This window comes from Microbacterium sp. Cr-K20, from assembly GCF_000708325.1.
GTDB lineage: Bacteria > Actinomycetota > Actinomycetes > Actinomycetales > Microbacteriaceae > Microbacterium.
Genome location: NZ_JARE01000025.1, coordinates 1 through 12,506 on the forward strand (window position 1 = coordinate 1; position 12,506 = coordinate 12,506).

14 protein-coding genes are annotated in these 12,506 nt (G+C 70.4%); 9 read left to right on the forward strand and 5 right to left on the reverse strand.

Translation table 11 applies throughout. From position 1 onward, the window contains the following. The coding region (locus GZ67_RS0104435) for an SDR family NAD(P)-dependent oxidoreductase (protein ID WP_036330099.1) at nucleotides 1-330 on the reverse strand (330 nt) is incomplete at its 3' end. A 131-nt stretch (nucleotides 331-461) separates the two neighbouring features. Continuing rightward, nucleotides 462-1,901 carry a DUF6421 family protein gene (locus tag GZ67_RS0104440; RefSeq protein WP_029260857.1) on the reverse strand — a complete coding sequence of 480 codons (1,440 nt, stop codon included), beginning with the start codon at nucleotides 1,899-1,901 and terminating at the stop codon, nucleotides 462-464. Nucleotides 1,902-1,973: 72 nt separating this feature from the next. Between GZ67_RS0104440 and GZ67_RS0104445 the strand changes: the two genes are divergently transcribed. After that, a complete protein-coding gene (locus tag GZ67_RS0104445; protein ID WP_029260858.1) occupies nucleotides 1,974-2,432 on the forward strand; it encodes an Lrp/AsnC family transcriptional regulator in 459 nt (152 codons plus the stop codon). Between the two features lie 11 nt (nucleotides 2,433-2,443). Here GZ67_RS0104445 and GZ67_RS0104450 read toward each other — a convergent pair whose 3' ends face one another. Continuing rightward, nucleotides 2,444-3,469 carry an ArsR/SmtB family transcription factor gene (locus GZ67_RS0104450; protein ID WP_051662334.1) on the reverse strand — a complete coding sequence of 342 codons (1,026 nt, stop codon included), beginning with the start codon at nucleotides 3,467-3,469 and terminating at the stop codon, nucleotides 2,444-2,446. 45 nt (nucleotides 3,470-3,514) lie between these two features. On the opposite strand from GZ67_RS0104450, the gene GZ67_RS0104455 reads away from it, so the two are divergent. The 3 genes from GZ67_RS0104455 to GZ67_RS0104465 are packed head-to-tail and all read left to right on the forward strand — an operon-like array spanning nucleotide 3,515 to nucleotide 5,208. Continuing rightward, nucleotides 3,515-3,877 (forward strand): cupin domain-containing protein, encoded by a 363-nt coding sequence (locus GZ67_RS0104455; protein WP_029260860.1) that lies wholly within the window; start codon nucleotides 3,515-3,517, stop codon nucleotides 3,875-3,877. Nucleotides 3,878-3,891: 14 nt separating this feature from the next. Continuing rightward, nucleotides 3,892-4,182, forward strand: coding sequence for a DUF4287 domain-containing protein (locus tag GZ67_RS0104460; RefSeq protein WP_029260861.1), 291 nt, complete (start codon nucleotides 3,892-3,894; stop codon nucleotides 4,180-4,182). Between the two features lie 51 nt (nucleotides 4,183-4,233). Then, nucleotides 4,234-5,208: a 1,4-dihydroxy-2-naphthoate polyprenyltransferase gene (locus GZ67_RS0104465; protein WP_029260862.1), complete on the forward strand. Its 975-nt coding sequence runs from the start codon at nucleotides 4,234-4,236 to the stop codon at nucleotides 5,206-5,208. A 15-nt stretch (nucleotides 5,209-5,223) separates the two neighbouring features. On the opposite strand, the gene GZ67_RS0104470 is transcribed toward GZ67_RS0104465, so the two are convergent. Both GZ67_RS0104470 and GZ67_RS0104475 read right to left on the reverse strand, forming a co-directional pair. Continuing rightward, nucleotides 5,224-5,523, reverse strand: a complete 300-nt coding sequence (locus tag GZ67_RS0104470; protein ID WP_029260863.1) for a DUF4229 domain-containing protein — start codon at nucleotides 5,521-5,523, stop codon at nucleotides 5,224-5,226. A gap of 9 nt (nucleotides 5,524-5,532) precedes the next feature. Then, on the reverse strand, nucleotides 5,533-6,459 hold the full coding sequence (locus GZ67_RS0104475) for a hypothetical protein (protein WP_029260864.1): 927 nt from the start codon (nucleotides 6,457-6,459) through the stop codon (nucleotides 5,533-5,535). 405 nt (nucleotides 6,460-6,864) lie between these two features. On the opposite strand from GZ67_RS0104475, the gene GZ67_RS0104480 reads away from it, so the two are divergent. The 5 genes from GZ67_RS0104480 to GZ67_RS0104500 all read left to right on the forward strand — a co-directional run. Next, nucleotides 6,865-7,845 carry a glycosyltransferase family 2 protein gene (locus GZ67_RS0104480; RefSeq protein WP_029260865.1) on the forward strand — a complete coding sequence of 327 codons (981 nt, stop codon included), beginning with the start codon at nucleotides 6,865-6,867 and terminating at the stop codon, nucleotides 7,843-7,845. After that, the gene (locus tag GZ67_RS0104485; RefSeq protein WP_029260866.1) at nucleotides 7,842-9,188 is read left to right on the forward strand and encodes a polysialyltransferase family glycosyltransferase; all 1,347 of its coding nucleotides are present in this window, start codon (nucleotides 7,842-7,844) and stop codon (nucleotides 9,186-9,188) included. The genes GZ67_RS0104480 and GZ67_RS0104485 overlap by 4 nt, the downstream gene beginning before the upstream one ends. Next, nucleotides 9,119-10,399, forward strand: coding sequence for an acylneuraminate cytidylyltransferase (locus GZ67_RS0104490; protein ID WP_197021018.1), 1,281 nt, complete (start codon nucleotides 9,119-9,121; stop codon nucleotides 10,397-10,399). The genes GZ67_RS0104485 and GZ67_RS0104490 overlap by 70 nt, the downstream gene beginning before the upstream one ends. A gap of 93 nt (nucleotides 10,400-10,492) precedes the next feature. Further along, on the forward strand, nucleotides 10,493-11,365 hold the full coding sequence (locus GZ67_RS0104495) for an N-acetylneuraminate synthase family protein (protein ID WP_029260868.1): 873 nt from the start codon (nucleotides 10,493-10,495) through the stop codon (nucleotides 11,363-11,365). Continuing rightward, the coding region (locus GZ67_RS0104500; protein ID WP_029273776.1) for a DUF6716 putative glycosyltransferase at nucleotides 11,362-12,506 on the forward strand (1,145 nt) is incomplete at its 3' end. The genes GZ67_RS0104495 and GZ67_RS0104500, both read left to right, overlap by 4 nt.

Genomic DNA, 12,506 nt, shown 5'->3' on the forward strand with positions numbered 1-12,506 from the left:
GAGCGCGGGCAGCAGCGCGGCGAAGTCTTCGTCGGACTGCCCGGCGAGGCCGCCGCCCCCGCGCCAGCCCCCGACGAGGGGGACCACCGCGTCGACGGGGCCGATCTGCCCCGCCAGAACCGTCATCTCGTCGAGCGAGGTCGCATCCGCGAGGAAGACCTCCGTGCCCGCATCCGCCAACTGCTGCAGCCCTTCTGCGGACCGGCCGGTCGCGATCACCCGTGCCCCCGCACCGTGCAGAGCGCGTGCCGCCGCCCGCCCCGCCGCACTGGTCGCTCCTGCGAGCACCACCGTGCGGCCGGACAGTCTCGAGTCGATGAGTTCATCCATGTCGCTCACTCTTCCGGTTCGGAGGGGCTTCTGCGGCCGGAACCCGCGGAGAGATCCGCAGAACAGGCTCCGGCCGCAGCGCGGTGCGCCCCAGCGTCACACTCGGAACGCGCGCCATGCGCGCGTGGTCATCAGTCGTCCGTGCCGCGGATGCCCACGGTCGATTCGATGACGGGCTTCATCTTCTTGTGAAGGGTCTCGAAGAACATCGACAGCGGGAACTCGTCGTCCATCACGGCATCCGTGTAGCCCTTCGGCGCACCGGCGAGGATCTCGTCCGACAGGCCGCGGGCCCACTGCGAGGCCGGGTGCGGGGTGAGCGTGCCGCGGACGAGCTCGTAGGCGGCGAGCCAGTGCGCGACCTTGGGACGGTCGATCGAGTGCCAGTACAGGTCGTCGATCGCGTCGCCGAGGGCCACGACGGCATCCGGCACGGCGTCCCAGTCGAAGGTGAGAGCCGTGTCGGTCCAGTGCAGCACGCCGCGCTGGTGCAGCCACGCGAACAGCAGCTGTCCGCCCACCGCGTCGTAGTTGCGCGTGCGGGTGCCCGTGATCGAGAAGCGGAAGATGCGGTCGAAGATCACCGCGTACTGCACGAGGTGCGCGTAATCGTGCATCTCCTGCTCCGTCTCGGTGAGCTCCTCACCGGCGGCGATGCGGGCCGCGAGGGCGCGCTCGATCTTCACCGACTCGCGGAACGCGGTCATGTCGCAGCGCATCTCCTCGAGGGAGTAGAGGAAGAACGGCATCCGCTGCTTGATCATGAACGGGTCGAACGGCAGATCGCCGCGCATGTGGGTGCGGTCGTGGATGATGTCCCACATGACGAAGGTCTTCTCGGCCACCTGCTGGTCGTCGAGCATGGCGGCGGCCCGCTCCGGCAGATCGAGGTTGGTGATCTCCGCTGCGGCACGGGTGACGCGGCGGTAGCGAGCGGCCTCGCGGTCCTGGAAGATCGCACCCCACGTGAAGGTCGGGATCTCGCGCATCGCGACGGTCTCGGGGAACAGCACGGCCGAGTTCGTGTCGTAGCCGGGCGTGAAGTCGACGAGCCGCAGCGAGACGAACAGCTTGTTGCCGTAGTCGCCGGCCTCGAGGGCGGCGATGAACTCGGGCCAGATCGTCTCGACGATCAGCGCCTCGACCAGGCGGTCGCTCGAGCCGTTCTGCGTGTACATCGGGAACACGACGAGGTGACGGATGCCGTCGACGCGGGTCTGCTGCGGCTGGAAGGCCATGAGCGAATCGAGGAAGTCCGGCACGCCGAAGTCTTCGGATGCCCAGCGGTCGAAGTCGACCACGGAGGCGGTGAGGTACTCCGCGTCGTGCGGGAAGGCAGGGGCGAGTGCGCGGATCGCGGCGGTGATCGCGCCGACGAGCTCGCGGGCCGCGGCGTGGTGCGCGGCAGCCGGGATCGAGCCGTCCTTGATCTGCATCTCGCGGAGGGCGATCGCGGCGTCCTTCAGCTGCGCCCAGGCGGCGGACTGCTCGGCGATCGACGCGTCCTCGACGACCTCGGGTTCGCCGACGATGGCCTGGACAGCGGAACTGTTGGCGGAAAGAAGGGACATCGGGACCTCCGATCGGAGTTTTCAACGGAAAGATTCCGGCATATACGGAATCCTGACGATAATCTTACAGCCATGGATGATTCTGTCGACCGCGCGATCCTGACCGCGATCTCCCGTGACGGGCGCGCCACGCTCTCCCAGCTGTCGGAGGCCGTCGGCCTGTCGGTCTCGGCCGTGCAGTCGCGTCTGCGCCGGCTGGAGACGAGGGGAGTCATCTCCGGCTACCAGGCGATCCTCGACCCCGAGCAGGTGGGCACCCCGCTCTCGGCCTTCATCGAGATCACCCCGCTCGACCCCGCCCAGCCCGACAACGCTCCGGAGCTGCTGGAGCACCTCGACGCGATCGAGGCCTGCCACTCCATCGCCGGTGACGCGAGCTACATGCTGTTCGTTCGCGTGCCGTCTCCGCGTGCGCTCGAGGAGCTCGTCCGTGACGTGCGGCTCGCGGCGAACGTCAGCACCCGCACCACCGTGGTGCTGCAGACCTACTACGAGCACCGGCCGATCATCCCGGTCGGCTCGGCGGAGTAGTCGGGAGCGCGTCAGAGCACCGCGCCCACCATCGCCTCGCCCAGGGGAGTGCGCAGGTGCAGCATCCGGGTGCCGTCGCGCTCGCTGCCGATCAGCCCCGCGCCCCGCAGCACGGTGAGGTGATGCGACGCGGTCGAGACCGCGACACCGGCATCCTGAGCGACCTGCGATGTCGTGCGGGCGGTTCCGGCTCGGAGCAGGATTCCCGCGCGGGCCGGACCCAGCAGGGCGCCCAGAGCGTCCTCGATGTCGGCGGTGTCCCGCGCCCAGCCGGCGGTGACGCCGCGGGCCGGATAGAACAGCGTCGGCTGCGCCGGGGGCTCGGTGAGCACCATGCAGCCCCACGACGACATGACCGACGGCACCAGCACCAGGCCGCTTCCCCGGCAGTCGACCTGTTCGCTGTGGCGACGCAGCGAGACGCGGACGGCGCCTTCTCCCCAGGTCACCTGTGGGTGCAGGTCTCCGGCCATCCCCGCGATGCCGCCGGTCGCGATCCGCTGCGCACGGAACGCGATGTCGGCGCGCAACAGGCGTTCGAGCTGCGGCCAGACGGGAGCCAGCGCGGCATCCCATACCGCGGACCAGGCGTCGGCGATCATCGAGCGCGCCCGTGCCGGCTTCCCCTGCATCTCGCCCAGCGCCCGCTGCCGCGCTCCGGTCGAGCGCCGCACCATCTTCCCGAAGTCGACGCGCATCGGGTCGAGAGGTGTGATGCGCAGCTCGTCGAGCTCGCCCTCCGGGCTCAGGTCCCATCGCGGTGCGGTCGTCAGGAAGTCGGGCAGGTAGCCGTCGTCCCCGATGACGGTCGCGAGCAGGGCGAACTCTTCGCGGGGCAGGCGCTCGCGCACGGCACGCAGCCACCCCCATTGCAGGGGATGCGCCTCGGGGCGCCGCAGGACCCGCACGGCGTGGGCCAGCTCGTGCCCGGGCGAGATGCCGAATCGCACCGCCTCGACATCGCCGGGGCTCAGGTGGAACTCGACGCGGTGGTCGGGGTGCTCGACGCCCTCGACGGGCCCTGTGTTTCGATTCACATCGAAACTCTAGGGGTGGCCCTGCGCGCTGTCGAGACTGGAGTCATGAACAGCACAACCCCCGGATCCGGAGTCGTCGCCGGCGCGGACATCCGCATCGGCACGGGCCGCAGTCGCAGGTTCGTCGGCGCAGAGCACGGCGCGGAGGTGTCGTACTTCTTCGTCGAGAACCAACCGGGCGAAGGCCCGGGGCGGCACTGGCATCCCTACGCCGAGACCTGGGTCGTTATCGAGGGACTTGCCCGCATCACCGTGGGCGAGGAGACTTTCGTCGCCGGGGCGGGCGACACCGCGACCGGCCCCGCCTTCGTCCCCCACTGCTTCACCAACGCGGGAGACGGGGTCCTCAGGATCATCGGCATCCACGCATCCGCCACCATCATCCAGACGTTCCTCGACGAGGACTGAGCACCAGGAGCACCATGTCCTTCCAGGCATACCTCGACAACATCGAGACCAAGACGGGGCTGACCCCGCGACAGTTCATCGAGCTCGCGACGGAGAAGGGGTTCGACCGGACGACGAAGGCCACGCCCATCGTCGCGTGGCTCAAGGAGGATTACGCGCTGGGGCAGGGGCACGCGATGGCCCTCGTGCACGTGATCACCAAGGGCCCGCAGATCAGCAGCAAGCACGTCGGCACGGGCGGTGCGCACGGCGACGCCTCCGACACGCTCTGGCTCGACGGCAAGGACAGCAACCCGAACCCCTGATCCGTCATCCCGCTGAGGTCGGGCATCGCCCCGGCCAGTAGGATTCCCTGCGTGGCAGCATCCTCCCAGCGCAAGAAGAAGAGTCGGACCGCGAAGCACACCCCGGCCCGCACCAGCGGCAACCCGGCGCGGCGTCCGGTCGTCGAGGCGGGGCCGGTCACCGCATCCGATTGGATCGGGGCTGCGCGGCTGCGCACCCTCCCGCTCGCGATCGCCCCGGTGATCATCGGAACCGGTGCGGCGCGCAGCACCGGCCCCGAGTTCCACTGGGTGATCGCGCTCGCGTGCCTCGCCGTCGCGGTGCTGCTGCAGATCGGCGTGAACTTCACGAACGACTACAGCGACGGCGTCCGCGGCACCGACGCCCACCGCGTCGGGCCCGCGCGCCTGACGGCATCCGGGCGGGTGAAGCCACGTACCGTCCTGATCATCGGCCTGATCTTCTTCGCGCTCGCCGCGGTCGTCGGGCTCGCGATCGTCGTGCGCACCGAGCAGTGGTGGATGCTGGCCGTCGGTGCGGCGTGCATCGTCGCGGCCTGGTTCTACACGGGCGGCAAGAGGCCGTACGGGTACTACGGCCTCGGCGAGGTCTTCGTGTTCGTGTTCTTCGGCCTCGTCGCCACGCTCGGCACCACCTGGGTGCAGGTGTTCGAGCTGCCGCTGCAGGCGTGGCTCGGAGCCATCGCAGCAGGCCTGTTCGCGTGTGCCGTGCTGCTCGCCAACAACCTGCGTGACATCGACCAGGACCGCGAGGTCGGCAAGCGCACCCTGACCGTCTTGATCGGACGCCGCGCCACGCAGGTGCTGTTCACCCTGTTCGTCCTGGCGCCGTTCGGCATCGCCGTGTTCCTCGCGCTGCTGTTCCCGATCGCATGGATCTCGCTCCTCGCACTGCTGGCGGGACTCCCTGCCATCGTCATCGTCTGGGCCTACCGGCAGCCGAGGGAGTTGGTGACCGCGCTCGCCCTGACGTCGCTGACATCACTGCTGTACGCCGGCGCCCTGTTCTGGGCGTTCGTCGGCTGAGCCGCAGCGCGGCGGTCAGACCTTCGGGTCGTCGCCGGGCTCGTTCGCGTCGATCGCCTGGTCCTCGGCATCCGCATCGGCCTGGCTGCCCGATGACCGACTCTCGCGGCGCTCCGCGAGTCGGGCCGAAGCGTCGGTGAGCGGTGTGCGCAGGAACAGCATCGAGATGCTCATGCCGATGAGCGCGGCGAAGATCGCGGCGAGCCACCAGTATTCGCGGAAGATCGGGAAGAAGAACCAGAGGATGGCGAGCGGGACGAGGAACGCCAGCAGCCGCAGCACGGTGTAGACGAGGAAAGGCGCGGGCTTCTTCACCCCTCCAGTCTACGTTCGCCGCGCGGGCGGCTCGGCGCCGGTGCTCTCGATGCCGAGTCGAGCGAACGGGATGCCGCGCACCACCCGATGCCACGGGTGCTCCCCGAGTGACCACAGCAGCTTGGCGTCGATGTCGAGCGCCAGGTCTTCGCAGCCGACCGGGAGGGGCATGTCGTCCTGCTCCAGCGCCGACCGCGGCCCGCTCCACAGCGCACCGGGGCGCAGGCCGTCGGACTGCGAGACGAAGTGGCGGTCTCCCCACCGCACCGCTCCCTGCATGCGGGGGATGCCGGGGCTGAAGACGTGCTCCTCGGTGAATCGGCCGTCGGCGTCCTCCGGGATCGAGAACTCTCCGATCCGGCCGCTGTCGTCGGTGCGGTGCTCGCCGATGAGGACACGCCGCAGGGGAGTGCCGTCCTCGTCGAACACTCGACCCAGGTACGAGCAGCGCAGCGCGACCGGGTGCACGTGCGTGCGCACGGCGACGAGCGCCGTGGTGCGACCGCGCCGAGGTCGCCCGCCGGCGATGCGCTGAGCGGCGGCGCCGCGGACCGTCCGCACGTCTGCGAGGTCGAACTCCCAGATTCCGCGACCGGTCGCCGCGACGAAGAGTCGGTCGTCGAACCAGGCGAGTCCACCGGCGTGGATCGGTGCCGGCTGCAGTTCGCCGTCGTTGCCGGGGACGGCGAGCAGCACGTCGAGATGGCGGGAGCGCTCGAGGTCGACGAACGTCACGCGGGAGGCGAGATGCACGCCGTCGAGCTGTTGCCGGAACCAGCTCACCGCCACGGTGCGTCGACTCCGCCACTCGCCGAGGTCGATGCCCTGCGGGTACCAGCGTCGGGTCCAGGTCCGGGCGGTCAGCCATCGCAGGTCCAGGGTGTCGCGCTGCTTCTGCCGCACCGGACGCCACGTCGATCCGAAGGGCCAGAGCATGCTCCCATCGTCGCCGATCGAACGGATCCTCGCGAACTCGACCGCGAGTCGAGCGCCGGATCTCGGCCTACGTACAGCTTCACGAAATGCGACATGTATTATGTTACGTGTCGTCGCGCGTATCTCTAGGGGGAGGGAGCGCGACGACACACAACGTCCCGGGTCCGGCTGATGGGGGTCAGCAGGGCACGAGGCGGGCGGGGCCATCATCGGTGGCCCCGCTCTCCGAACGCCTCGCGTTCGGCAGTGCGTAGCACTGGGAGGTGTGGCTCCGTTCGGGTACGGGGCCACACCTCACTGCGCACGGGCCGCAGCATCGGCGGACACCGGTCGTTCACCTCCAGGTCGCCGTCCGGCAACGGTGACCTGGCACGATTCCGGGACACCGCCTCTCCCTGGAGCTCCGTGCGCACACCCCTCGTCACCGTCATCCTGCCCGCGAAAGACGCCGGCGCGTACATCGGGACGACGCTCGAGACGCTCACCCGCCAGTTCGAGGATGCGTCGGCGCTCAAGCTCGTCGCGATCGACGACGGCTCACGCGACGACACGGGTGCGCTCATGCGCGCGTATGCCGAGCGGCTCCCGCGCGTCGAGGTCATCCGGAACCCGATCGCCCGGGGGCTCGCGACCGCACGCAATCAAGGGCTCGAACGCGTCGAGGGCGACGCCTTCTGCTTCCTCGACGGCGACGACTGGATGCAGCCGCGGCGGCTCGACGTGCTGACGGCGCGGTTGCGCGAGCTGGACTGCGACTTCCTCCGCACCGACCACGTCACGGTCACCGGATCGCACCGGGCGCTCGTGCGGGCCCCGCACCCGTGGCGTGAACGCGTGCTCGTTCCGAGGGAGGCGATCCTGCCCGAGAACGAATCCACGATGGTCGACTACCCCTACGCGTGGGCGGGTGTCTTCCACCGAAGGATCCTCGACGACGGGCTGGCACAGTTCCCGGAGGGCCTGTTCACGGCGGAGGACCGACCCTGGATCTGGCGGCTCCATCTTCGCGCGCGGTCGTTCGCGGTCGTGGACGCGCCCGCGCTGCTCTACCGACGCGGTGTCGCGACATCCCTCACCCAGGCCAGGGATCGCCGCCAGCTCGACTTCGCCAGGGCGATGGACGAGGTCATCGCCGTCGTGGAGCAGGACGCGGAGGCGGAGCGCTTCCTGCCCAAGGTCGTGTGGACCGCGCTCGCGCTCAGTTCCCACCACCTGGTGCGTGCGCGTCGGATGAGCCCGCGGCTGCGCGCCGAGATGCGCGGCGGCATTCGGGACATGCTCCGCCGCCTGCCGGACGACGAACTCGACGAGACGCTCACGCGCTTCGACGGGCCGCGCCGGCGGGTGCTGGCGCGCGTTCTCCGGCAGGCGGGGCGGGCGGTATGACCCAGCTGTTCGCGCTGCACAGTGCGTACGGACTCGCCACGGCCGCCGCGGCGATCGACGCCGGGCTCCTCGGCCGCGACGGCGGGGCGGAGCGCATCCTGGTGCCGTTCACCTCGAGCCGGGTGCCGGAGACGGCGGTCGGCATCGCGGGCGACCCCGTGCTCGGGCCGCTGCGCGCGCGGTTCGACCGCGTCGAGCCGCTGGAAGATGTCCTCGGCCCGTTGCATCCGAGCTCGTGGGAACCCGCTGAGGCCGACCTCCCGATCCTGGAGCGGTTGCTCGTACGGGCGTGGCGACTCGATCCTCAGGGCCTGGAGCTGTTCGTGCAGAGCCCGCAGGTCGCGCCGGCCCGCACCCTGATGGCGCTGTTCCCCTACGCGCGGATCACCATCGTGGGGGATGGGCTCATGACCTACTCGCCGATGCGGGTGCGGTTGCCGTATGCGGTCGCGGCGCGCATCGAACGCGTGGTCCATACGGACGTGGTGCCCGGAGTGCGGCCGCTCGTCGGGTCTCCTCGGGCCGAGATCGTGCCGGTTCCTCCCTCGGTGTTCGCGGCGGCACTGCGGGAGACGGATGCCGGTGACCCGGGCGTCGGCGACGATCCGCCCAGCGTGCTCGTCCTCGGCCAGTACCTGTCGGCGCTCGGACTCATGACGCCCGCCGCGGAGATCGACTTGCAGAAGCAGCTGATCGACCGCGCCGCGCGGTGGGCTCCGCAGCGCATCGTCTTCAAGCCGCACCCCGCCGCACCGCCGCTGATGACCGCGGCGGTTCGCGATCGGGCGCACGTGCACGGGATCGACTTCGTCGAGTATCGCGGCCCGCTCGCGGCCGAGCTGCTCGCTGAACGACTGGATGCGCTGGCCGTCGTCGCCGGGTTCTCGACCGCGTTGCCGACCGTGCACACGCTCTTCGGTCGGGCGATCGGATCGGCGGGCAACGACCGGGTGCTGGCGGCGCTGACGCCGTTCGAGAACAGCAACCGCATACCCGTGACCCTGGTCGATGCCCTCACCCGCGACGACGCGCCCTACAGCGACCCCGCCCGGCTGCAACTGCTGGTGGATGCCGTCGGCTACGCGATGCAGCCTGAGAACGCCGCCCACCTGCGCGGTCGCGCCGAAGAGCTGCTGCACGACCTGGACCCGGTCGAGCGGGATCGGTATTTCGCGCCACGACGGCTTGCGGAGCTGCGGTTGCCGGGAGCACCGCGGGAGAGCGCCCTGAACCGTGCATTGCGCCCCGCCGGCGGAGTGGGCAGGGTCGAGGAGTGGCGGCTCCACGCCCTCGGCGCGCGGCGACGAGTCGGTCGTGCCTGGCGAGCGCTGCGCGGGCGATGACGATGACGATGACGACGATGACGATGACGATGACGACGAGGATGAACGACATGGACGAGCAGCGGCCCCACACGGTGGCGATCATCCCGGCGCGCGGCGGGTCGAAGCAGGTGCCGCGCAAGAACCTCCAGCGGGTGGGCGGAGTCCCGCTGGTCGAGCGTGCTGTTCGGGCGGCGACCGCGGCATCCGGCATCGACCTGGTCGTGGTGTCCACCGACGATGACGAGATCGCCGCGGTCGCGAACACCGCGGGAGCCCGTGTCATCCGCCGCCCCGCCGAGCTCGCCGGAGACACGGCGACCTCGGAGAGCGCGATCCTGCATGCCCTCGACGAGCTCGAAGCAGCCGGAGAGAGGGTCGAGATCGTGGCGTTCCTGCAGGCGACGTCGCCGTTCATCCCGAGCGACGCGCTCGCCGCGGCCGTGGAGGAGATTCGCGCCGACCGGGCCGACAGCGTGTTCGCGGCCCACGAGACCTACGGGTTCCTGTGGCGGGAAGAGGACCGCGGCGAGGCGGTCGCGATCAACCACGAGGCCGCGCACCGCCCGCGGCGCCAGGACCGCGAACCACACCACCTCGAGACCGGCGCCTTCTACGTGTTCCGGGCCGCGGGGTTCCGTGAGAGCCGGCATCGGTTCTTCGGCAGGATCCGCATCGCCGCGGTGCCGGAGTGGACGGCGATCGAGATCGACGATGCGGATCAGCTCCGGGTCGCCCGTGCTCTCGCGACCCTGCACGAGGTTCCAGGGCGCATCCCGGTGCGGGCGGTCGTGACCGACTTCGACGGCGTGCACACCGACGACACCGCGATCATCGATGCAGACGGCGGGGAACGGGTGCGGGTCAGCCGCGAGGACGGGATGGGGGTGGCCCTGCTGCGCCGCGCCGGTGTGCCCCTGCTGATCCTGTCGACCGAGGTCAATCCGGTCGTCCGCGCTCGCGCCGACAAGCTCCGCGTGCCGGTCCTGCACGGCATCGACGAGAAGGAGACGGCGCTGCGGAAGTGGGCGCGGGAGAACGACGTGCCCCTCGCCGACATCGCCTACCTCGGCAACGACGTGAACGATCTACCGGCGCTGCGGATCGTGGGGTGGCCCATCGCGGTCGCGAACGCGCATCCGCTCGTCATCGAAGAGGCCCGGGTCGTGCTGAGCCGCCGCGGTGGCGAGGGTGCTGTTCGCGAACTGATCGAACGGGTGTTGTCGAGCTGACCGATGCCGGTAACCCGGTCGTCGCCCGGTGTTCATCCTCGGCCCGTAGTCAGGAGGGAGGGGTTGCACCAGCGCTCGACGACCGGAGGAATCATGACTGTCAGCATCGGCTCACGAGTGATCGGCGGCGGTCGTCCCGCCTATGTCATCGCCGAGATCGGACTCAATCACAACGGCGATGTCGACATCGCGAAGAAGCTCATCGACGTCGCGGCCCGCGCCGGCGCCGATGCGGTGAAGTTCCAGAAGCGCACGCCCGAGATCTCCACTCCCGAGCACATGCGCGACGTTCCGCGTGAGACGCCGTGGGGCGTCATGAGCTACCTCGACTACCGCCGTCGAGTCGAGTTCGGCCGCGACGAGTACGTCGAGATCGGCGATCACGCCACCATGCTCGGCCTGGACTGGTTCGCGTCGCCGTGGGACGTGCCGAGCGTCGACTTCCTCGAAGACCTCAACGTGGTGGCGCACAAGGTCGCCTCGGCCAGCCTCACCGACACCGAGCTGCTGGTCGCCCTGCGCGAGACGGGCAAGCCCGTGATCCTCTCGACCGGCATGTCGACCATCGAGCAGATCGACCGGGCTCTCGACACGCTCGGCACCGACCGGGTGGTCCTCATGCACGCGACGTCGACCTACCCGCTCGAGCCCGAAGAGGCGAACCTGCGCGTGATCGCCACCCTGCGCGACCGCTACCCCGGTGTGCCCGTCGGCTACTCGGGGCACGAGCGCGGCCTGCAGATCTCCCTCGCCGCGGTGGCCATCGGCGCAGTCGCGGTCGAGCGCCACATCACGCTCGACCGCACGATGTGGGGCTCCGACCACGCGGCCTCCCTCGAGCCGACCGGTCTCGAGCACCTGGTGCGCGACATCCGCGTGATCGAGCGCGCGACCGGCGACGGCGTCAAGCGCGTGTTCGACAGCGAGCGCGCGCCGATGGCGAAGCTGCGCCGCATCTCGGCATGACCGAGGCCACCGGCATCCGCGTCGTCGCCATCGCGGACGCCGACTCCTTCGTGAAGTGGGCGGCCTCGCTGCTCGGGTCGGTGCCGGGCCTGCGTCCGCACCTGCTGCTCGTGCGCACCCCGCTCACGGCCAGTGTCGAGCAGCAGCGCACCGCTCTGGCGGGCACGACGCTCGGCTCCGACGACATCACCCGCATCAGGTTCGCGGAGACGGCGGCCTGGCTGGCCGGGCAGCGCCCCGACGTGGTGCTGCTCGCCGGGCGCGGACCGTTCGTGCGGCTGATGGGGCGCGTCATCGACGCGCTGGAGCATCGACCGGTCACGGTCTCGGGGCTTCCCGGCATGGCGATCCCCGCCCAGCGCGGTGCGCTCGACTACCGCCGTCACACCGACCTGCTGGTCGTGCATTCCCATCGAGAGGTGCGGGCCTTCGAAGAGCTCGGACGACGCATCGGCGTGCAGACGCCCGTGGCGCTCGCGACCCTGCCGTTCGCCCGGCGCCGGCAGCGGATGCTGCACCCGGAGCGGATGCGGGTCGACGCCGCAGCCGGCGGTCGCGGTGGCATCGCGATCGCCGAGCGCCCGGCACCGGCTGCTCCGGCACGTCCGCCTGCGACCGACATCGTGTTCGCCGCGCAGGCGCTCGTGCCCGTCGGGAAGGGCGAGCGTGCCGAGATCGCGGCCATGCTGCTGCGGGCGGCGGAGGCCGCGCCCGCGCGACGCGTGGTGGTGAAGCTGCGGTCGCGCCCGGGGGAGTCGGAGACCCACCTCGAACGCGAACCCTACGCGGGGATGCTGCCGTCGCGCCCGCCGCGGAACCTGGTGTTCTCATACGACTCGATGTCCGCCGCGCTGCAGACGGCCGCCGGTCTCGTCACGGTGAGCTCGACCGCCGCAATCGAGGCCACCGCGCTCGGAGTGCCCGTGATCGCGCTCGACTCCTTCGGGGTGAGCAAGAGCCTGCTGAACACGGTGTTCGTGGGAAGTGGGCTGCTCGGCGGTCGGAGCGAGGTCGTCGCCGGGCGGTTCCGGCATCCGCATCCGGACTGGCTCCGCGACAACTACTTCCATCCCGAGGTTGAGTCGACGTGGTGGGAGCGGGTGGAGCAGCTCGTGGCGCTGCGGCGCTCGGGCGCGCTGCC